Source organism: Sulfobacillus thermosulfidooxidans (assembly GCF_001280565.1).
GTDB classification, from domain to species: domain Bacteria; phylum Bacillota; class Sulfobacillia; order Sulfobacillales; family Sulfobacillaceae; genus Sulfobacillus; species Sulfobacillus thermosulfidooxidans_A.
This window is the reverse complement of record NZ_LGRO01000001.1, coordinates 1,389,596-1,411,808: the sequence shown is the minus strand read 5'-3', so window position 1 is coordinate 1,411,808 and position 22,213 is coordinate 1,389,596. Positions and strand designations below refer to the sequence as shown.

The following is a 22,213-nucleotide window of genomic DNA, read 5'->3' as shown; positions in this document are numbered from 1 at the left end:
ATCACCTGACCGAACAATTGCAGTCATATTATGACGAGAAAGGGATTAAGCCATACTGGAAGTGTGAGGATATTGATCGTGTGGGACCGGGGAGGAACAGAGTTTTGACGTGGCTAAAAGGCATGCTTGTTGGCGGCGGAGCCGTGCTTGCATTCGAAATGCTGTGGTTGAGTGTCGTGGGAATATCGGTCGTTGTGCCTCCAAGCACGGTCTCTGCCGTGGTCCTAGGGACTATGAGTCAGGTCAAACGCGAGGGTTTAACAGCGAATCTTGAAGAGCAGATTAGGCCGTTGCTGAATCGTAGTATGATCCGCTTGGTGCACACGGTGAATATCCAGGTTGACGGTATTCCCTTAGGGATCAATCCTAACAATGAGGAGCAATTGCAACAGCAATTGATGCATGATATGAACACCTCTATGATGAATTATCTTCAGCGTCAAATGGGTTCAGGGCAATTGAGTCAGAATATCACACGGTTCGTTTTAACACACCCGCAAAAACTCGATGTCAGCGTTTCGTTCGGCCCTATCAGTATTCCTATACAGGTGACGATTCCTTAACGGCCATAGGCTTGCTGGGATCGGGTGATTGTGATATAATTCGCTAGGATTTTTTACCACACACGCAGTTCGTTTCCCTGGTGCTTAAGGTTCGAGTGATAGCGACTGCGGAGGACAAACCAGGAGGTATTAACCAATGGCTGTAATTTCCATGAAGCAACTGCTTGAAGCGGGTGTGCATTTTGGCCACCAAACCCGGCGTTGGAACCCTAAAATGAAACCCTACATTTTTACGGAGCGAAACGGTATTTACATCATCGACTTGCAAAAGACTGTACGGAAAGTTGATGATGCATACAATTTTGTTCGTCAAATTGGCGCGAGCGGTGGACGAATGCTGTTCATTGGAACGAAAAAACAAGCGCAAGAAGCCGTAGCAGAAGAAGCTCAACGTTCCGGTGATTTTTATGTGAATCAACGTTGGTTAGGCGGTATGCTCACGAATTTTGATACGATTAAAAAACGCGTCAAGCGTCTTGCTGAGCTGAAAGAACAAGAGGCTAGCGGGCAATGGGAACGCCTACCGAAAAAAGAAGTTAGCATTCTGATGCGGCAAAAAGAAAAGCTAGAAAAGTATTTGGGTGGCATTGAAGGAATGACCCAACTCCCCGCTGCGGTATTTGTGGTCGATCCCCGTAAAGAGCACATTGCCGTCACTGAGGCCAGAAAACTTGGAATCCCTATTGTGGGAATTGTGGACACAAATTGTGACCCTGATGAAATTGATTACATTATTCCCGGCAATGACGATGCGATTCGGGCCGTAAGGCTGTTAACGAGCAAGATTGCTGATGCTTTAATCGAAGGGCGACAAGGTGGCGTAACCGAAGAACAGCAAGAAGAGGTTGTTGAGGCCCAATAACTCGGTACAATTCCACTGTTATACGAGGGCGACCGTGAGGTCGCTCTCATTACGAGGAGGATTTTTTGTGATATCCGCGAATGACGTGAAGAAGCTTCGTGAAATGACGGGTGCTGGCATGATGGAATGTAAAAAGGCACTCGAACAAGCAAATGGGGACTTTGAACGGGCGATAGACATTTTGCGTGAACGGGGATTAGCCCAAGCCGCCAAGAAAGCTGGTCGAGAAGCCAATGAAGGCTTAATCGAAAGCTATATTCACTTACAAGGCCGCATTGGTGTCTTGCTTGAGATCAATTGTGAGACAGACTTTGTTGCTAACACGGCGGATTTCCATACATTGGCTCATGATATCGCGATGCATATCGCAGCAGCCAATCCCCGTTATGTGAGCCGGGAACAAGTGCCTCCGGAAGAAATTGAGCATGAACGCCAAGTCCTCAGCGCCCAAGCACAAAATGAGGGGAAACCGCCTGCTATTGTGGAAAAAATGGTAGCCGGACGCATCGAGAAGTTCTATAAGGAAGTATGCTTGTTGGACCAACCCTTTATTAAAAATCCGGACATCACCGTCGATCAATTATTAAAGGAGCACATCGCTCGACTTGGCGAGCAAATTGTTGTGAGACGTTTTGCCCGGTTTGAACGTGGGGAAGAATTGCCTGTCACACTGGCTTAACCAAAATGAAGGGCACATTGTGCCCTTCAAGTACGCTCAAGGGAGGAGCAATAATGTCCGAACAGCCAAAATATCGCCGCATCGTCCTCAAACTGTCCGGGGAAGCACTTGCAGGATCTGCCGGATACGGGATTGACCCCACGGTCGTGGATAGTATTGCCCGCCAAATCAAGGACGTGTTAAGTTTAGGTGTACAGACTGCGGTTGTTGTTGGTGGCGGTAATATCTGGCGGGGACAATCGGGATCTTCAAAGGGTATGGACCGCGCCACAGCAGATTATATGGGCATGCTGGCAACGGTTATCAATGCCCTGGCCTTGATGGATGCGTTAGAAAAACACGGCGTTCCTGTACGCGTGCAAACAGCCATTGAGATGAAAGAGGTTGCGGAGCCCTACATTCGCCGTCGCGCCATTAACCATTTAGAAAAAAACCGGGTGGTGATTTTTGCTGCGGGGAATGGGAATCCGTATTTCTCTACGGATACGACTGCAGCGTTACGGGCCGCAGAAATTGAAGCTGATGTCATGTTAAAGGCCACGAAAGAAGCGGGAGTTTATGATGCCGATCCGCGTACCAATCCCCAAGCGAAAAAATTGGACGAAATCGGCTATCTTGATGTGCTAAAAGAAAACCTTCGTGTGATGGATGCCACAGCGACATCATTGTGTATGGACAATAACATACCCATCGTCGTCTTCAACATGAATCAATACGGCAACATCCGGAAGGTAGTGCTGGGTGAACCGATTGGCACGTTTGTAAGGAGCGATCATCATGCTTAAGGATATTTTGAGTGATGCCGAGAATAAAATGAAAAAGGCTGTCGAGGTTTTTGAGCGAGATTTGAATTCCATGCGAGCCGGACGGGCCCATCCGGGTCTTTTAGAAAAGGTCCCGGTTGATTATTATGGAGCCATTACGCCATTACAACATCTCGCAGGAATTTCTGTTCCCGAATCCCGCACACTGATTGTTCAGCCCTTTGACCGGAATGCCATTCCGGCGATTGAAAAAGCTATTATGAAAGCCGATTTAGGAGTATCGGTCCGCGTCGATGGAGCGGTACTGCGGGTCAGTGTTCCGATGTTGACAGAGGAGCGTCGAAAAGATCTAGTTAAACAATTGCGTAAACGGCTCGAAGAAGAGAAAGTGGCCATTCGCAATATTCGCCGGGAAGCTTTGGATGCCCTTAAATCTGAACAAAAAGAGCACATCATTACCGAGGACGATGAACGACGGGGACAAAATGATGTGCAGAAACTGACCGACCGGTACATTAAAGAGCTGGAAGGCGTTGCAGAAGGACGCGAACGGGAAATTTTAACGCCCTGAGTTCTCACAATACCATGTCGCGCTTTTGGGAGGCCTGATGGACACAGATGCTCGACAACACCTTATGTTGGATTCACAAAATTCCGCTCAATACGGCAAGTTGCCCCGCCACATTGCCATTATCATGGACGGAAACGGCCGTTGGGCTCAACAAAGAGGTCTAAATCGTGCCGAAGGACATCGTGCCGGTGTAAAGGCGTTGAAGCCCATTGTCAAAGAGTGCGCTGCAATGGGCATCGAAGTCTTGACAGTCTATGCTTTTTCTACCGAGAATTGGTCCAGGCCTCAAGTCGAAGTCGAGGCTCTATGGGATTTATTAGTGGAATATTTGCGGTCTGAAACGGCCGAGCTGAAGGCTGAAGGGGTTCGTATCCAGACGATTGGGAATGTTGGAGCTTTGCCGGTACGGGCTCAGAAAGCCATTGATGCAGCTATGCGCGAAACCGCCGCTGAGACACGAATGGTCTTAAATTTAGCCTTAAATTATGGTGGGCGGGATGAATTGGTTCGCGCGGTCAATCGCTGGCTTGATGAGCATCGTCCTTTGTCTCCGGACAGCTATATGACAGCCAATGCGATTGCCGCTCACTTAGATACCGCAGGTTTACCGGATCCGGATCTATTGATTCGTTCGAGTGGAGAACTTCGCATTTCCAATTTTCTTTTATGGCAGCTTGCTTATGCGGAGATCTACGTCACGGAGACGTTGTGGCCAGATTTCAACCCGATGGAGCTCCATAAGGCGATTCGTGCCTACCAAAAACGCGATCGGCGTTTTGGCGGCCTTCGGGAATAAGGAGTAACGGGTGTGCTGGGACTTCGAATACTAACCGCGACATTTGGAATTCCCGTCATCATTCTCTTGGTGTATTTGGGAGGATGGTTTTTGGTGGCGGGTGTTGCCATTTTAGCGGCAATTGGTGTTGTAGAAATTCACCGAATGTTTCATTCCCGTGGCATTGTATTTTATCCCTGGCTGGCCATTTTATGGATTTGGTCTCTACTCACGGCAGTGGGGCTAGGTAAGCCTTTAATGTCGGTATTGGTTTTAGGGGTGGCTGTTGTTGCCGTTGTGGCCTTATTAAGTTCACCACAGGAAAGTCTGCAAGGAGCTGTTACCACGACGTGGGTGGCCCTGTATGTCGGGCTGTTTTTTGCGTTCCTTCCTCTGATTCGCGAGATGGTTCATGGACAATTCTTGGCGTATACATTTTTTGCTGTGATTTGGACGACGGACACCATGGCCTTCTTTGTGGGCCGCCGCTTTGGCAAACACAAATTAATGCCACGTGTCAGTCCGGGAAAGACATGGGAAGGAACGGTCGGAGGCACCGTGGGCGGTACCGTGGTGGCCATTGGCGCCTTTTATCTAATGCATACCCAGGTGGTAGACGGGTTGGTATTTGGCCTGGTGATCAGTGTCATGGGACAAATCGGCGATTTGTTGGAATCTGCCATTAAAAGGTACAGTGGGGTAAAAGATTCGGGAGGTTTATTACCAGGGCATGGGGGCGTACTCGACCGTTTTGATTCATCTTTGCTAACCTTACCCATTGCCTATTATTTGTTGCGAGGCTTGGGCATACATTAGCTGCATGGAGGCAGGCTAATGCGCAACTATATCAAACGGATGATCATCTGGATCGTCATGTGTGGCACAGTGTATGCGTTCTGGCGATGGTATAGTGGTCTTCTTATGCCATTTGTCCTCGCGGTTTTGTTGGCAGTGTGGTTAGATCCCATTGTGGGTAAACTGGAGCATTGGGGCCTTTCACGAAGTATAGCAGCACTTTTAGCTGTCATATCTTCGATTTTGGGATTGTTTGTGATCCTGACTGTGCTGGCGACCGTATTGGTGACGGAATTGAAGCAACTTATGAGAACGTTACCTGCGGTTGTGACCACAATCGAGCAGACTTTATACGTATTCGTTGACAAATTGGGACAGGTTCGACAGCCCTTTGGCCCAGGCCGTGAGGGGTGGCAAATGCAAATGGAAACCGTATCGCGTTTAGTCGAATCGATTCTTCGCATGGTAGCAAATTTTCTCGTCCATTTGCCGGATACCATGTTAATGTTAATGGTAGCCGTAATGGCAGCCTTTTTTATTATGCGCGATAAGGAGCGAGTAGCTCAGTATGTTGTAGCGTGGTTTCCGCCGCCTTGGCGTCCTTATGTGGCATCGATGCGCATGGATATCACTTCGGGTACTTTGGGTTTTCTCAAAGCACAACTTATGCTCGTGAGTTTGACTGCTCTAGGCACGATGACTGGGTTGTTGTTACTAGGAATGCATTATGCTGTGTTGATTGGCATTGTGGCTGGCGTTCTCGATTTTATTCCTTATATGGGTCCCACAACAATTTTGATTCCTTGGGCCCTGGTTCAACTGGTTACGGGTCACCCGGTAACCACGGCAAAGATTGTTATCGTGATGTTAGCGGTGGCATTGGTTAGGCAAATTGCTGAACCTCGCCTCGTGGGCCAGAATATGGGCCTTCACCCGCTTGTAGCCATACTCGCATTGTACTTGGGGGTCCAATTCTTCGGGGCGTCTGGCTTTTTAGTCGGACCGATCTCGGCAGTCATCATCAAGGTGATGGCACAAGTCTTTGATCCTCCCGCTCTTGATAGCAAAAGCTAACGAGAAGGAGAAAAATGCCAGGAAAGATGAGGCGATTATGACACAAATCATTGTTTTGGGGGCAACCGGTTCTGTCGGAGAAACAGCTTTTCGGGTTCTCCAGCACGATGCCGACCGTATTCGCGTCGATGGCCTAGTTGCGCACACCAATTTTGAGCGTTTGTGGGAAATGGGTACAACCCTTCATGCCAACTGGGTGGGACTAACAGATACAAAGGCCGCCTTGAAACTTCGATCCCAAAAGACATCCGGGGGGCCGCGTATCATAGCTGGATTCGATGCGATTTTGGAAGAAATTGCTTCATCCCCGGCAGACAAAGTCATTGGGGCCATGACGGGTTTTGCCGGGCTTTTGCCAACATTAACAGCCATTCGCCACGGCAAGGACATCTTACTGGCAAACAAAGAAACGATGGTGGCGGCTGGGGATTTGGTCCGGCAAGCCGCGAAGACAAGTGGTAGTCACATCATTCCGGTGGATAGTGAACACTCTGCGATTTTTCAATGTCTCGCCTTAGACCAGCCATTACGTCGTATCGTACTCACATGCTCAGGAGGTCCTTTTCGGGGACGAACTCGAAAGGATTTGGTTAATGTCCGCGTCGAAGATGCGCTCAAACATCCTAATTGGGCCATGGGTGCAAAAATCACCGTCGATTCCGCGACACTGATGAATAAAGGGTTAGAGATTATTGAAGCCCATCACTTATTTGATGTGACATATGATCAAATAGACGTGGTTATTCATCCCCAAAGTGTCGTGCATTCCCTTGTGGAGTTTGTTGATGGCGCAACGATGGCCCAGTTGGGATGGCCGGACATGGCGGTTCCTGTGCAAGTTGCACTCAGCTGGCCGGAGCGCTGGCCCCTTCCTCAACAACCGTTAGACTTGATCCGTCAGCCCTTAACATTTGAGCCGCCGGATACCGAGACGTTTGAATCCTTGCGGATTGCCCGCGAAGCGGGAAGAATGGGGGGACTTGTACCCACCGTTCTCAATGCCGCCAATGAAGTCGCGGTATCCCTCTTTTTATCGCGGGAAATCGGCTTTTTATCCATTATTGACATCATTAAAGAGGTTTTGCAGGATTTCCGGGATAACCGGCCGGTGGTAACCCTTGAGGATATTCTGGATGCCGACCAATGGGCCCGACAAGATGCTGCGCGGGTCGCTCGACGCTATCAGCAATAAGCACTGTACCACCCTAAGGGAGGGAAGCCGATGACGACAGTAATCGCCATAATTCTAGTCTTTGGTGTGCTGGTTGCCGTACATGAGTTGGGACACTTTTTAGTGGCCAAGGCCTTTGGTATGCGCGTTAATGAGTATTCTTTAGGTTTTGGCCCATCGTTGTATAAGCATAAGTGGGGAGAAACGCAATATGCCTTGCGCATCATTCCTTTAGGAGGATATGTGCGTCTTGCCGGCATGGAAGGGGATAAGACGGGCGATCCTCGTGAATTTCCCAATCGGCCTTTATGGCAGAGATTTTTAGTGGTGTTGGCGGGCCCTTTTATGAATCTGATTTTGGCTGCGGTATTGTATGCGATCAGCTTTGGACCTGTTGGTATTCCCACTGCGACCACCACGGTCCAGCAGGCATTGCCGCATTATCCGGCTTATGAGGCTGGCATCCGGCCCGGCGATAAAATTGTCAATATTGACGGCACTCCGGTGACCAATTGGGAAGAACTTGCTTCGGCCATCGTGGCTCATCATAATCACGTCATGGACGTGACGGTTGTCCGCCACGGTCACCGTCAAACGTTTCCCATGAAGACGCGCTATGATAAAACCCTGCATCAGTATGTTATCGGGATAAAACCGACAGTCATCACTATTCATCTCAATCCCTTTAAAGCTTTAGTTGCCGGGGTAACTCAAACCATCCAGCTGACCGGGGCCTGGTTCCTTGCATTGTTCCGTTTATTAAGCGGTCACGGTCCGTTCGACTTAACAGGCCCAGTAGGGATTGCCGAACTGGTGGGTCAAGCAGCACAATCGGGATTGGTGCAGCTTTTGCTGCTATCCGCTGCACTGTCGGCCAACTTGGGCCTCTTTAATATCTTGCCAATTCCCGTTTTAGATGGGAGCCGTCTATTTTTAATGGCCGTTGAGGGAATCAGGCACAAGGCTATGGATCCTGACCGGGAGAACATGATTCACTTTGTGGGATTTGTGCTTCTAATGGCGTTGGTCCTGGTTGTGACCTTTCATGATATCGAACATTTATTCCATGCTTGAACGCATCGGGTCGTGTTAAGATAAAATAAGAGGAATTGGAGCGATAAAGGAGGTGTGCCCGAATTTTGATTTCGGGCCCATATGAGCAAAGTTGTTCGAGTACGTGATGTCATCATCGGTGGCGGGGCCCCAGTTGTTGTGCAAGGCATGACCAAAACCGACACGAGAAATGTAAAAGCCACGCTGGATGAAATTTATCGATATGTGGACGTAGGATGTGAAATTGTTCGGGTCGCTGTGCCAGATCATGAGGCAGCTGAAGCTGTTAAAGAGATTGTGGCCCATTCACCGATTCCCGTTGTTGCTGATATTCATTTTGATTATCGACTGGCTCTGGAAGTCATTAAAGCCGGGGTCGATAAATTGCGTTTGAATCCGGGAAATATTGGCGGGCGTGATCGCGTCGAACAAGTGGTCCGGGCGGCCAAAGAACGCATGATTCCCATTCGCATTGGTGTGAATTCCGGTTCCATCGAAAAACATCTGTTGCAGGATTATGGTCGAACTGCCGAGACGCTGGTGAAATCTGCAGCAAGCCACATTCAAATTTTAAATGATCTGGATTATGACAACATCGTGGTGTCACTCAAGGCGTCTGACGTGCCGACTATGGTAGCGGCCTACCGTTTGATGGCGAAAACCTATGATTATCCCCTTCACTTAGGTGTCACCGAAGCCGGTACGCTGTTTCAAGGCACGATTAAATCAGCCATTGGCATTGGGACCTTATTAGCCGAGGGCATTGGGGATACCATTCGAGTCTCCTTGACTGCGCCAGGTGAAGAAGAAATTCGCGTCGCCTGGGAAATTCTTAAAAGCTTGAAATTGCGGGACCGTGGAGCGAATATTGTCGCTTGTCCGACCTGTGGGCGCTTACAATTTGACATGTGGCCGGTGACCAATGAGCTCGAACGACGGCTCGCGACGATTGCCGAACCCATTACGGTGGCGGTTATGGGCTGCGCGGTGAACGGGCCCGGTGAAGCCCGTGAAGCCGATGTCGGTCTTGCCGGCGGAAAGAATATGGGGTTGATTTTCCGGCATGGAGAAATCGTGCGCCGAGTTGATCAAAAAGATATGGTAGAAGAATTATGGAAAGAAATTTTGGATGCAGCTGAGGAGGTTCGTGCGGGTGGACAAAGTTCTGAAGGAAATCACCCCCAAGTCAAGTGATTTTTCCCAATGGTATGTGGATGTTATAAGAAAAGCCGACATGGTTGATTATGCGCCCATGAAGGGCTTTATGGTCATGAAGCCCTATAGTTATCGCATTTGGGAGTTTATTCAAGAGGCAATGGACCGCCGATTTAAGGAAACCGGTCACGAGAATGCCTATTTCCCGCTCTTGATTCCGGAACATCTCTTAGCCAAGGAAGCCGAACATATCGAAGGATTTTCCGCAGAAGTGGCTTGGGTCACAATGGGGGGACGTGAAGTCTTGCCCGAGAGGTTGGCCGTGAGACCCACTTCAGAAACCATTATTGGCGCGATGTACTCCCAGTGGATTCATTCCTACCGGGATTTGCCGGTGTTAATTAACCAATGGGCCAATGTTCTACGCTGGGAAAAGTCGACCCGCCCCTTTTTACGTACGACTGAATTTTTGTGGCAAGAGGGACATACAGTACACCGTACTGCTGATGAAGCCTTACGAGAAACCTTGCAACAATTGGAAATTTACCGAGAGGTTATTGAGGAATATTTAGCCATCCCTGTGATTCAAGGAGTCAAGAGTGCAGGGGAACGCTTTGCCGGAGCTGTTGATACCTATACCTTGGAATCGTTAATGGGGGATGGACGGGCCCTTCAGACTGCCACGTCGCACTTTCTCGGCCAGCATTTTTCCAAGGCGTTCGACATTCAATTTTTGGATGAAGATGGTGTCCTGAAATATGGATGGACAACATCATGGGGGAGCTCTACCCGTATGATCGGTGCATTGATCATGGTTCATGGGGATGACAAAGGCCTGCGCTTGCCGCCGAAAGTCGCGCCCATTCAAGTGGTCATTGTGCCGATTGGACGCGGAGATGAACGGGAAAAAGTCCTCGCGCATGCGAGAAATTTAGCCTCGAGTTTGACCGCCGTCGCGCGCGTGAAATTGGATGATCGGGATGAATTTACTCCGGGTTACAAGTTTAATGATTGGGAAATGCGTGGGGTACCCTTGCGCATAGAAATCGGGCCTAAGGATATGGCCAAAAACCAAGTCATGATAGCAAGACGCGACACCGGGGAAAAGATCAGTGTGCCGGAATCCGACTTACTGGCCAAAGTGCCCGAGTTATTAAATGCCGTTCAGGACGAATTATTTCGTCAGGCCAAAGAATTTCAACAATCGCACTCCTATGCGATTGCCAATTACCAGGAAATGGATCAATATGGATATCGAGGCTTTTTCCGGGGCGACTGGTGTGGAAGCGAAGAATGTGCAACGCGCCTAAAAACTGAAACGGGTATCACGATTCGGTGTTTGCCCTTTGGCGAATCTCCCGTAACAGGCCACTGCGTTGTTTGTGATGAACCAAGCCAATACCGTGCGTTGTTCGCCCGGGCCTATTAAGTTCATGCGAATGAGGGTGTGGGTCCATGTCGAGAGAACGCGTTGCTGCGATTGTGCCGGCTTATAATGAAGAGGCTAATATCGCATGTGTCTTACAAGTTTTGTGTCAGGTACCGGAAATCGACCAAATCATTGTTGTTAATGACGGGTCATTAGACCGCACGGGAGAGGTCGCTGCCAGTTTTCCCAAAGTGACGGTAATCGACCAAGTTGAAAATCAGGGTAAAGGGGCGGCTTTAAAAGTGGGAGCCGAAGCCGCCGATGCTGAAATTCTCTTATTCCTAGATGCCGATCTCATCGGCTTAACCGTGCCTCATGTGCAACAGCTGCTGAAACCGGTGCTAGATGGTGAAACCGATGCCACGGTGGGGATTTTTGACGGCGGCCGCACGAGCACGGACTGGGCTCAGGCTTTAGCACCGTTTTTATCAGGTCAACGCGTTTTGCGGCGTGCTTTATTGACTGGCGTCGATCACATCGATGAAGCCCGTTTTGGTGTCGAATTGCAGCTGCATCGGCAGTTAAAACGCATGGGTAAAGTTCCCAAAGAAGTCATTTTGAAAGATGTGTCACAAGTCATGAAAGAAGAAAAATTAGGACTTGCCAAAGGATTTGCGGCACGCATGCGCATGTATTGGGAGATCATTCGGGAAATTCCCCGAATATAAGGTCCGATTTTTATCATTTGTCAATTGATAAAGCTGTAAAAGATGCAATTCGATTCGCTTAGTTAAAGATGTCACGTGTGAGGGATTAAGATGCTGACAGACCGCTTACAAAGATGGCTATATGAGGAACAGATAGAGACCCTAGGCCATTTCGAACCGCTGTGGGCAGAAGTCAGCCAGAATCAAATTCGGATTGTGCTCGTAGAGAAATCACCCGAAGGAAATGAAGGGCTTCGCCGGTTAGCGGATTACCTGAGTAATCAATGGGGACGCCGTGTGGTTTGGGACGAATACCCGTGGTCATCTGAGCCCGGTGAACGCCTGCAACAAATCTTTTCACTGACGGGATCGGGGATTGGTCAATTGCTCGATCCCGAACAGGTTCAACTGGACTCTGTAGGGATTTTCGTGACCTTTCCCAATAACGTGGCCTATAAACTTTTTGAGCAATGGGGTGGCGTTGCTCGTTTGCAGCGATACTGGCCTGATATGCCTGCCTGGCATGACCACGTCTTAAGTCCGGCACCTCCTGAACCTGACCCTGTTCTTCCCGTCGATGTGTCGTCCTCAGCTTCTGACTCCAACAACGTCATTGGAAATGGCGTACCAGATGGAGAGCCCATGCCGATCGATGCCCTGCTGGAGGGTAAGGACGTGGTAGTAATGGGCCAAATTGTCAGTACCGACATCCGGGTAGGGCGCGATAATTTGCGTCACTGGAGTGCTGTTCTCACCGATATGCATCATGCTGTCCGCCTTCGTTATTCGGAACGCCGGGGTCAATCCTTCCCGGATCTGTCACTGATGGGTCCAGGCGTATTTGTAAAGGTCCAAGGTCAGGTAGAAGAAGACAAGTATAATGGCGAGAAGATTTTACGTGTCAAACATGCAGGCATTATATCCCCAATGAACGTAGAGATTGACAATGCGCCTCGCAAACGCATTGAACTTCATGTGCACAGTCGGATGAGTGCGGGCGATGCCCTGATCAATTTACCGGACTTATTCCAGCATTTAAAGAGTCTCGGGCATAGTCATGTGGCCATTGTAGATCATGCGGTGGTTCAAACCTATCCAGAACTTGAAAGCCTGAGTAAAAAGACAGGGATTCAGGCAATCTATGGGGTCGAAGTAAATATGGTCGACGACAGGATTTCCCCCTTAACGGGTTATGTTCCCGAGATTGATGGCACGCTAGAGAACCGGCCCATTGTTGTATTAGATGTGGAAACGACGGGACTATCTCCCCGCGTTCATGAGGTCATCGAGTTAGGAGCGGTAAAGATTGAAAACGGCACGATTGTGGACCGGTTTCATTCGATGCTGAAACCAACCAGAAAAATCTCTCAAGCGACGCAGGACATCACTGGAATCCGGGCCGACGAAGTCCTTCACGCCCCAGATTCCGAGACGGTCTTTCGCGATTTTTTTGCTTTCGCTTCGGGTGCTGTTTTGGCGGCCCACAATGCCCGATTTGATATGGGTTTTATGTCACGGGCGTTTCACCGCGTTTTTCCCCAAGATGCGTGGAGATTCCCGGTAATCGATACGCTGGCGTTGGCGAGAATCCGACTGCCGGAAATGAAGAGTCATGGGTTAGGACCGTTAACCAATTACCTCAAGATTCCGTTGTCCCAGCATCACCGGGCTTTGGCTGATGCGGAAGCAACCGGTTTACTCCTATTAAAATTGTTACAGCACCAAGACGGGACTTTAGGTGATTTATCGGCTCTAACCGAATCTGTGCCCATTTCCTATACCATTGGACGTCCCACCCCGGTCACAGTGCTCTTGCGATCACAAGACGGGATCGAAGCGCTTTACCGTCTTATCAGCACATCCCATCTCGAAACGTTTCACCGGGTTCCTCGTGTGCGGCGTCAGCTTCTCGAGGAGGGACGTCAATATTGGCTCTTGGGTTCGCCTCTTCATGGCGGTGAGATTCAAGACGCATTATTCCGGGGAGCATCGGACGATGACTTGGCCCGCTTGGCTAGGTTTTATGATTACTGGGAAGTCGGTCCAGTCAGTGCCGTCAAGTCGTTGATCCGTGAAGAAAATTTAGGAAATGCTGAACAGGTCCAAAAGTGGATTTCAGATTTGATCGGGCTGGGTCAAAAATATGATAAACCTACTCCGGCCGTATCCGATGCGCATTATATTCGGCCCGATCAAAAAATTTTCCGGGAGATTCTGGCGACTACGGCCAAAGGAGAATTACATGATGCCGATGATGACCTGCATTTTCGCACAACTGACGAGATGTGGGACAATTTCGATTGGTTGTCCGATGATGTGCGGCAAAAAATCGTGATTGACGACCCTTGGAATCTCGCTCAGCAAATTCCACCGATTAAGCCAGTACCCGACGGCCTATTTTCGCCGAAATTGGACGAAGCCGAAAAAACTATTCAAGACTATCCTATTGCACGAGCCAAGGCATTATATGGCGATCCTTTACCAGACATTGTTCAAGCCCGGCTCGACAAGGAAATTCGTTCAATCGTGCAAAACGGGTTCTCGTCCATTTATTACATCGCCCACCGCCTAGTAAAAAAATCGCTGGATGATGGATATTTAGTGGGATCGCGGGGTTCGGTGGGCTCTTCACTTGTAGCCACATTTTTGGACATTACCGAAGTGAATCCGTTGCCTCCCCATTATCGATGTCCGTCATGTCGCTATACAGAATTTGTGACCGATGGATCGGTGGGATCTGGATTTGATCTTCCCGCGAAAGATTGTCCCCGTTGTCAGACGCGACTAATCGGTGATGGACAAGATATTCCTTTTGAAACCTTTTTAGGTTTTGAGGGCGATAAAGTACCAGATATTGACTTGAACTTTTCAGGGGAATATCAACCCGAAATCCATAAATATACCGAAGTGTTATTCGGTGAAGGACACGTCTTCCGGGCGGGTACTATTGCGACGATTGCCCAAAAAACGGCGATCGGATTGGTATTAGCTTGGGCAAGGGAAAAAGGACGGGAGGTGTCTGGTGCTGAACTAGAATGGCTGGCGTCAGGCATCACGGGGGTCAAACGGACGACGGGACAACATCCTGGTGGTCTAATGGTTGTGCCCCGTGATGAGGATATTCACCATTTTTGTCCTGTCCAACATCCCGCGGATGATCGCAATTCGGATATTATCACGACCCATTTCGATTACCATTCCATCGAAGGCCGCCTGTTAAAACTCGATCTCCTCGGTCACGATGATCCGACCGCGATCCGCATGTTAGAGGACTTAACAGGCATATCAGCGAAGAGCGTGCCATTTCAAGATGAAAAAACTATGAGTTTGTTCCGTGATGTTTACGCCTTGGGCGTAAAACCCGAGGATATCGGCACCCCGGTAGGCAGTCTCGGAATTCCTGAATTTGGAACGAGCTTTGTGCGTCGGATGCTCATTGACACCAAACCGAAAACTTTTGCGGAACTCGTGCGTATCTCCGGGTTGTCTCATGGAACAGAAGTGTGGGCGAATAATGCGCAGGACATTATTCGTCAGAATCTCGGGGGATTATCCGACGTGATTGCGACCCGTGATGACATTATGTTGTATTTAATCGCCCGGGGGATTGAACCTAAAGCGGCATTTGCCATTTCTGAATCGGTGCGTAAAGGGCGAGGACTCAAGCCGGAACAAGAAGCCTTGATGAAAGAACATAATGTGCCAAATTGGTATATCGAATCCTGCCGCAAAATCAGTTACTTGTTTCCTAAGGCACATGCGGCGGCATATGTCATGATGGGATGGCGTATTGCCTGGTTTAAGGTATATTATCCCTTGGCCTTTTATGCGACCTACTTTTCGGTGAGGGCTTCCGACTTTGACCCTGAACCAGTCTTAGGAGGGCTGAAAGCCATCAACAAGATGCTGGCGGACATTGAGGAAAAGGGAAACCAGGCTACTGCGAAGGAAAAGGGATTGGTCACCGTTCTCGAGATTGCGCGGGAACTATTGGCCCGAGGATACCGGTTTTATCCCGTCAGTTTAGAGAAATCGCATGCGACACGTTTCGAAATTGAAGAGGACGGTTTGCGAATTCCTTTTGCTGCACTGCCCGGTTTAGGACAAGCGGCTGCAGAAAATATTATTCAGGCCAGACAAGAAGCGCCCTTTTTATCTGTCGACGATTTGCGCCAACGAGCACGGCTTAGCAAGAGTGTCATTGACCTCCTTAGGGCTCAAGGTGCGCTTAAGGACTTAGGAGAGACTAATCAGCTTGCATTTTTCTAATTCACAATCAAGGCGCGCTTTGTGGCCTTTATTGATTGCCACAATGGTCATCCAAAGTGGCTTTGGATCGATTTTGCCCTTGTTGCCATTGTTTGTTCGGCAACGAGGATTGCCACTAAGTTGGATTGGTTTAATGGCGGCACTTTATGCTTTGATTTCCTTTGTGGGGCAACTAATTTTGGGTCCCTTGTCAGACCGCTGGGGAAGAAAACGCCTCCTAATTGTTGGGGCATTTCTTAGCGCTTTGGGAACCTTTCTGTTTTTGTTAGCCGTGCCTCCCGTATATTATTTGTTGTTCCGGGCGCTTCAAGGGATTGGCGTGGCGGCTTTTCTTCCTGCAGCCAATGCTTTGGTGGCGGATTATGTGGAAGAAGAACACCGAGGACGCGCGTACGCGTTAATGTCGTCGTTCTATATGGCCGGATTTGCCCTAGGTCCGATGATTGGAGGACTTGCTAGTGCTACGGGCAGCTTAATGGCTCCGTTTTGGGTGGGGACAGTGCTAGATTTGGCGGCATTACTTGCCGTAATTACCGGGATCGCCAAGACACCAGTGGTGTCGCGCTTCACTAGACGCGCAAACAATACCGGATCACCGGCAGTGCCGTGGCGTTATTTAGTGGGTTGGCTCATAATCAATTTTGGATGGATGGGTTTAGGAGGCATGTATGATGCCACCTGGAGCATTTATATGCAAAGTATTGGCGCGGATTCGTTGCTCATTAGTTTGTCGTGGACACTATTCGCTTTGCCTTACTTACTTTTCAACTTTTTAGCAGGCCGTCTGGCTGATAATCCGGCCAGGCGCCCACGGCTAATTTATTCCGGTGCCATTTTGAATGGCGTTATGATTATTCTTTATACCTTATCTCGGTGGCCCTGGATCTCTATCTTGTTATCGTCGATTGAGGCGATTGCCATGAGTTTGATTACACCTGCGTTAAATGCCGATGTGATGGCTTTTGCCACGGATACAACGCGCGGCAAAATTCAGGGCGTTTTTCAATCGGCGGGGACACTGGGATCCTTTGTGTTGGCTTTAATGAGTGGTTACTTGTTGCCTAGGGGCGCTAAAGAGGCGCTCTTAGCCGGAGCAGTGGTCCTCTTCTTGTCTATTGGTCTGGCTTTCATTTGGCAGGGCACATTTGGAAGGCGCCCTTCAATGGATTAACTCCGAGCGGGTCGACAGGGTTATTCGCCACAACGAAAGGATTTGACGAGCAGTTAACATGCACCGGTATTGGAAATAAAGGAAGATGTTCGTGTATTCCCGACGAGGGGATGACCCAAAGTCAGAGATTTCCTGAACGTAAAATATTTTCTAGTTCTGCGGGAGACTAACTGCATGCACGGAACAGGGGCTCACGGTCCAGCTTTCGCGATGATACGGGAGGGAGGACTCTGCACTTCATTCCTAGGCGACGCATGCCATTTATGGCTTTGTCGGATTCGGGAGGAGGGCGCCGGTAAGAGGCTCTGCGGGGAAGGGTCCTATTCGAAAGGAGACAGAGCTCAGGCCGATAGGGGTAGTTGACAAGTATGAATCATATATTCCGGCAACTGCTGATACCACAAAAGGTTGTTCTCGTCTCGCTGACTGTGGTAAGATAAGGATGTGACACTTTTAGTAATTTTAGAGGTAGGCTGATCATTGATCAGGCTCAGAGTGGGATCTTCCCACTCTTTTCGCTTGACAGGGGCCAAGGCTCCTTTTAGGGGGGATATTGGGTGAATTCGGAATTGCTGAGCGCGTTAGATGATCTGGAACGAGAACGGGGCATAGATAAGGAAATTCTCTTTCAGGCAATTGAATCGGCGCTTATCTCGGCATATCGGCGTAATTTTGCCTCCGCCCAAAACGTGCGCGTACGTATTGACAGGCAAACCGGAGCTACACAAGTATGGGCACAGAAGACTGTCGTGGCAGAGGTGCAGGATCATCGTTTAGAAGTAGGGCTGGACGAGGCTCGTGAAATACGCCCTGGCTCTGTGGAAGGCGATATTCTTGAGTTTGAAGTGACACCCAAAAATTTCGGCCGCATTGCTGCTCAAACCGCTAAACAAGTGATTGTGCAGCGTATTCGTGAAGCGGAACGTGGATTGATTTACGAGGAATTTGTGGGAAGAGAAGGCGACATTGTCACGGGGTTAGTCCAACGGGCAGAGCGGGGCCTTGTCTATATCGATTTAGGACGTACTGAAGCCATTATGATGCCTAGTGAGCAGGTACCGGGTGAACGTTTGCGAGCTAACGAACGGGTCAAATTATATGTGGTGGAGGTCAAAAAGACCAATAAAGGACCACAAATATTTGTCTCCCGTAATCATCCGGGATTGATTAAGCGTTTATTTGAACTCGAAGTGCCAGAAATTCATGATGGTGTGGTCGAAATTAAAGGGATTGCGCGCGAAGCGGGAGCACGGACCAAAATTGCCGTATGGGCCGACGATCCCAATGTCGATCCGGTGGGATCGTGTGTGGGTAACAAAGGGACGCGGGTTCAAGCAATCGTTCAAGAGTTGCACGGGGAAAAATTGGATATTATTCGTTGGGATCCCGATCCCACAGTTTTTGTCGCCAATGCGTTATCCCCGGCTCAAGTCACGGAAGTGGTTGTCGAACCGGACACGCGTGTGGCTCGGGTCGTGGTCCCGGATAATCAATTATCGCTGGGAATTGGCAAGGAAGGGCAAAACGCTCGACTTGCAGCCAAACTAACCGGTTGGAAGGTAGATTTGCGTTCTGAGTCGCAGGTTTCCAATAGTGGGAGCTGGTGGTAATGAAAGCCAAGAAGATACCAATGCGGACCTGTGTAGCGTGCCGAACAACGCGTCCCAAGCGGGAGTTAATTCGCGTCGTGAGGACCCCCCAAGGAACGGTGACGATTGACGGGCGCGGTAAAATGTCGGGACGTGGGGCCTATATTTGTCCTACGGTAACATGTTTTGATCAGGCACTGAAATCCAAACGGCTTGAGGGAGCGTTAGAAGTGACACTACAAAGCGAAGTTATTGATCAGCTGCGACAGTTAGTGGAAAAGGAGCACGTCAGTGGATAACTGGTTAAACTGGATAGGTTTGGCGAAACGCGCTGGCCAATTGGCGCCTGGGCATAACCAAGTGCAAAAAGCTATGAATGAGGGTACGGCAAAACTCATACTGATTGCACTCGATGCCGGGGAGTCAGTTTATCGCAAGTACCACCTGTGGGCCCAAAACTTAGGGATTCCGTTGGTTCAAGCGGGGTCAATGATCGATATCGGACGCTCTATGGGCATGGGTCCGCACGCGGTACTTGCGATATTGGACAAAAACATCGCCAACCGCCTGGCTACCCAGTTGGGAGTTTCATCAGGGGGGATAAAGTTTGACAGAAAAAGAAAAAGTTCGAGTATACGAGTTAGCCAAAGAAGTGAAGTTAGACAGTCGACGTCTGATCGATCTTCTTCATCGTCTTCACGTCGAGAATATCAAGAATCACATGAGCACGGTCGAACCGGAAGCCGTACAAACGGTCAAAAACATCATGGAGGGAAAATTGCCACCAGAACCGCCAACCACTCCAACCGTGGTAAAAAAGACTGAGAGCCCAGCGGGAGAAGCCCCCGCACGGGACACAGCAGAATCGTCAGCGGTCCATCACAGCAGCGCCTCACCGACGCAACCCGCCTCCAAACGTCCAGCTCCTGCGTCTGCGGCAAATGCGAGTGCGAGTGCGGGTACGGGTACGGGTACACGTCCTGCGAATAGTGGTGCGAACCGTAATTATAATGAACGACGGGGAAGCCAAGCACCTTATCGCGATCATAACCGCTATGAAGCGGGGAATAATGCTCACCGTCCGAGTGGGGGTGGCGCTCCTAGCCGGCCACAGAACAGTGGGAGAAATCCTGCCTACGCAAATTCTGGACCGCGGCCAGCACCGAGCGGGGAGCGGCGTCAGGGGCCTGCAGGAAATTCGGCGGGACGTCCGCAAGGTGGCAATTACCAAAGGCCTAGTGCTAATTCGCATTCCTCGTCTGCTCGCAGTAGCACACCTTACCGCTCAGGCCCTAAGCCGTTGACGGTTCCGCCAGTGCCCGTTCCCCCGACACGGCCTAGCAAAGAGCAAAGTCGCCGTGGCATCCATAACAATAAGGATCGCCGGAATGTGCACGAGGAGATCGGGCGGCGTCGGGGCGAGTGGGACGAAGAACGCTATGGTAGCAAAAAGCGAAGTAAATCGCAAAAATCAGCGGCTAACCACCAAAACGAAACGGCCATGCCTCCGGTGCAGCGTCATATTGTCCTTTCCGGATCGATTATGGTGAAAGACTTAGCGGACCAATTGGGTGTCAAGGCCAATGAGTTGATAAAACGCTTGATTGCTTTAGGCGTTATGGCGGGTGTGAACCAAGAATTAGACCGCGATACGGCCGTGATTGTGGCTACGGAGCTCGGGGCTACCGTTGAAGAACGGGCGACCCAAGAGGAACAAGAAGAGTTAATTTTGCAAGGTGAAGACGATAGTCCGGAAAGTCTCACTGAACGGCCACCTGTGGTCACCGTGATGGGACACGTGGACCACGGTAAAACGTCGTTGTTGGATCGCATTCGAGCAACTCGGGTGACGCAATCTGAAGCCGGCGGCATTACCCAGCATATTGGGGCCTCAGTTATTGAATGGCATGACCGCAAGGTCGTATTTTTAGACACGCCAGGTCACGAAGCCTTCACCTCGATGCGTGCCCGCGGTGCCCAGGTGACGGACGTGGCAGTCCTCGTGGTGGCTGCCAATGATGGCGTGATGCCGCAAACAGTGGAAGCTATTAATCATGCGAAGGCCGCTAATGTGCCTATTGTTGTCGCCATCAACAAAATCGATTTACCAGATGCCAATCCGGACAAAGTTCGTACGGAACTCAGCAATTATGGATTAATAGCGGAGGAATGGGGCGGCGATACAATAATGGTGCCTGTGTCCGCCCGAACTGGTGAAGGTATTGACCAATTACTTGAAGCCCTCATTCTTCAAGCTGATATTCTTGAGCTTAAAGCTAATAGTCATCGGCCTGCACAAGGAACGATTATTGAGGCCAAATTAGACAAAGGGCGTGGACCGGTTGCAACGGTATTAGTTGCCAAGGGACTGCTTAAAGTCGGCGATGTGTTTGTGGCAGGATCGGTATATGGACGTGTTCGCGCACTCATTAACGACCGGGGGCAGCGCGTAAAAAGTGCTGGACCTTCCATGCCGGTTGAAGTATTAGGATTTAACCAGTTACCTGAGGCGGGCGATGACTTTGTCATTTTGGCAGATGAGAAGCAAGCCAAAAGTATTGCCGATGCCCGTCAGGAACGGCTCAAACGGCAGTCAGAATCTGCTGGGCGTGGTGTGTCTCTCGACGACTTCTTACAACGCCTGAAAGATGAAGCCGTTAAAGAACTGAATTTAGTGATTAAGGCGGATGTCCATGGCTCCGCGGAAGCGTTGGCGCAATCGGTGAGTAAATTATCGAATGAAGAAGTTCGTGTCAGGGTTCTCCATTCCGGGGTTGGTACAGTGACCGAAACCGATGTGATGTTAGCCCAAGCCTCTAATGCGATTATTGTAGGCTTTGGGGTTGGCGTTGAAAATAAAGCGCGGCAGATTGCTGAAAAAGAACATGTCGACATTCGGAACTATCGAGTGATTTATGATGCCATTGATGATATCAACAAAGCCCTTAAGGGGATGCTAGAACCGAAGTATCAGGAGGTCGTCCTCGGGCGCGCCGAGGTGCGAGAAGTATTCCGGGTGCCCAAGGTCGGTGCCGTGGCGGGTTGTTATGTAACCGATGGAAAAATCTTGCGTTCGGGTAAGATTCGTGTGATACGCGATGGGGCAGTAGTTCACGAAGGCAATATTGGATCGTTGAAGCGTTTCAAAGATGATGTGCGCGAGGTCGCCTCCGGATTTGAATGCGGGATTGGTCTAGAAAAGTTCAATGATATCAAAGTCGGTGATATCTTCGAAGCCTTTACGGAAGAAGAGGTCAAGGCCAGTTAAAAGTGAGGGACTGACGATGAATAAGGCGCGTGCCCAACGCATTGCGTTATCTATTCAGCAAGAGCTTGGGGATATGCTTCAGCGGGATGTTAAGGATCCGCGGATTGGTTTTGTCAGTATCACGCATGTGGATTTGTCGCGAGACTTGTCTGTGGCAAAAGTATATGTTAGCCATTTAGGTAATGCCGAAGAAGCCCAAGCGAGTTTGGCTGGGCTGAAAAGCGCCACGCCCTTTTTACGTGGGGAAGTGGCGCGCCGGTTACATCTTAGACTTGCGCCACAATTAGACTTTCGGTTGGATACGTCGATTGTGGAAAGTATGCACATTCAAGATATTTTGAAGACGTTGCCCGACCAACAATCATAAGACTCGGGTCT

At 49.7% G+C, this 22,213-nt stretch carries 19 protein-coding genes and 1 pseudogene; all 20 read left to right on the top strand.

What is annotated here, in order from left to right; translation table 11 throughout:
• Window positions 1-104: 104 nt before the first annotated feature.
• A complete protein-coding gene (locus tag AOA63_RS07070) occupies window positions 105-563 on the top strand; it encodes a hypothetical protein (RefSeq protein WP_053959046.1) in 459 nt (152 codons plus the stop codon).
• Window positions 564-699: 136 nt separating this feature from the next.
• The gene (rpsB, locus tag AOA63_RS07065) at window positions 700-1,425 is read left to right on the top strand and encodes a 30S ribosomal protein S2 (protein ID WP_020373079.1); all 726 of its coding nucleotides are present in this window, start codon (window positions 700-702) and stop codon (window positions 1,423-1,425) included.
• A gap of 67 nt (window positions 1,426-1,492) precedes the next feature.
• Window positions 1,493-2,104 carry a translation elongation factor Ts gene (gene tsf / locus AOA63_RS07060; protein WP_053959045.1) on the top strand — a complete coding sequence of 204 codons (612 nt, stop codon included), beginning with the start codon at window positions 1,493-1,495 and terminating at the stop codon, window positions 2,102-2,104.
• 53 nt (window positions 2,105-2,157) lie between these two features.
• Entirely contained in the window at window positions 2,158-2,889 is a 732-nt protein-coding gene (gene pyrH / locus AOA63_RS07055; RefSeq protein WP_053959044.1) for a UMP kinase, read from the top strand.
• A complete protein-coding gene (frr, locus tag AOA63_RS07050) occupies window positions 2,882-3,439 on the top strand; it encodes a ribosome recycling factor (protein ID WP_053959043.1) in 558 nt (185 codons plus the stop codon). Before pyrH ends, frr begins: the two co-directional genes overlap by 8 nt.
• Before the next feature lie 37 nt (window positions 3,440-3,476).
• A complete protein-coding gene (locus AOA63_RS07045; RefSeq protein ID WP_053959042.1) occupies window positions 3,477-4,235 on the top strand; it encodes an isoprenyl transferase in 759 nt (252 codons plus the stop codon).
• 12 nt (window positions 4,236-4,247) lie between these two features.
• The gene (locus AOA63_RS07040) at window positions 4,248-5,030 is read left to right on the top strand and encodes a phosphatidate cytidylyltransferase (protein ID WP_053959041.1); all 783 of its coding nucleotides are present in this window, start codon (window positions 4,248-4,250) and stop codon (window positions 5,028-5,030) included.
• An 18-nt stretch (window positions 5,031-5,048) separates the two neighbouring features.
• A complete protein-coding gene (gene ytvI / locus AOA63_RS07035; RefSeq protein WP_053959040.1) occupies window positions 5,049-6,083 on the top strand; it encodes a sporulation integral membrane protein YtvI in 1,035 nt (344 codons plus the stop codon).
• Between the two features lie 37 nt (window positions 6,084-6,120).
• Window positions 6,121-7,275 (top strand): 1-deoxy-D-xylulose-5-phosphate reductoisomerase, encoded by a 1,155-nt coding sequence (gene dxr / locus AOA63_RS07030; protein WP_053959039.1) that lies wholly within the window; start codon window positions 6,121-6,123, stop codon window positions 7,273-7,275.
• 30 nt (window positions 7,276-7,305) lie between these two features.
• Entirely contained in the window at window positions 7,306-8,328 is a 1,023-nt protein-coding gene (gene rseP / locus AOA63_RS07025; protein WP_053959038.1) for an RIP metalloprotease RseP, read from the top strand.
• An 81-nt stretch (window positions 8,329-8,409) separates the two neighbouring features.
• On the top strand, window positions 8,410-9,501 hold the full coding sequence (ispG, locus tag AOA63_RS07020; protein ID WP_053959037.1) for a flavodoxin-dependent (E)-4-hydroxy-3-methylbut-2-enyl-diphosphate synthase: 1,092 nt from the start codon (window positions 8,410-8,412) through the stop codon (window positions 9,499-9,501).
• A complete protein-coding gene (gene proS, locus AOA63_RS07015) occupies window positions 9,461-10,891 on the top strand; it encodes a proline--tRNA ligase (RefSeq protein WP_242848289.1) in 1,431 nt (476 codons plus the stop codon). The genes ispG and proS overlap by 41 nt, the downstream gene beginning before the upstream one ends.
• Before the next feature lie 26 nt (window positions 10,892-10,917).
• Entirely contained in the window at window positions 10,918-11,559 is a 642-nt protein-coding gene (locus tag AOA63_RS07010) for a glycosyltransferase family 2 protein (protein ID WP_053959035.1), read from the top strand.
• Window positions 11,560-11,649: 90 nt separating this feature from the next.
• The gene (locus AOA63_RS07005; RefSeq protein ID WP_053959034.1) at window positions 11,650-15,807 is read left to right on the top strand and encodes a PolC-type DNA polymerase III; all 4,158 of its coding nucleotides are present in this window, start codon (window positions 11,650-11,652) and stop codon (window positions 15,805-15,807) included.
• Window positions 15,794-16,978: an MFS transporter gene (locus AOA63_RS07000; RefSeq protein WP_053959033.1), complete on the top strand. Its 1,185-nt coding sequence runs from the start codon at window positions 15,794-15,796 to the stop codon at window positions 16,976-16,978. The genes AOA63_RS07005 and AOA63_RS07000 overlap by 14 nt, the downstream gene beginning before the upstream one ends.
• Before the next feature lie 557 nt (window positions 16,979-17,535).
• A complete protein-coding gene (nusA, locus tag AOA63_RS06990) occupies window positions 17,536-18,588 on the top strand; it encodes a transcription termination factor NusA (protein WP_053959031.1) in 1,053 nt (350 codons plus the stop codon).
• Window positions 18,588-18,866 (top strand): RNase P modulator RnpM, encoded by a 279-nt coding sequence (gene rnpM / locus AOA63_RS06985; protein ID WP_053959030.1) that lies wholly within the window; start codon window positions 18,588-18,590, stop codon window positions 18,864-18,866. The genes nusA and rnpM overlap by 1 nt, the downstream gene beginning before the upstream one ends.
• Window positions 18,859-19,110 (top strand): annotated as a pseudogene (locus AOA63_RS20570) (L7Ae/L30e/S12e/Gadd45 family ribosomal protein); the annotation flags it as partial. The gene rnpM and the pseudogene AOA63_RS20570, both read left to right, overlap by 8 nt.
• A gap of 64 nt (window positions 19,111-19,174) precedes the next feature.
• Window positions 19,175-21,835, top strand: a complete 2,661-nt coding sequence (gene infB / locus AOA63_RS06980; protein ID WP_053959029.1) for a translation initiation factor IF-2 — start codon at window positions 19,175-19,177, stop codon at window positions 21,833-21,835.
• A 16-nt stretch (window positions 21,836-21,851) separates the two neighbouring features.
• Window positions 21,852-22,202: a 30S ribosome-binding factor RbfA gene (rbfA, locus tag AOA63_RS06975; protein WP_053959028.1), complete on the top strand. Its 351-nt coding sequence runs from the start codon at window positions 21,852-21,854 to the stop codon at window positions 22,200-22,202.
• The last annotated feature ends 11 nt before the right edge of the window (window positions 22,203-22,213 follow it).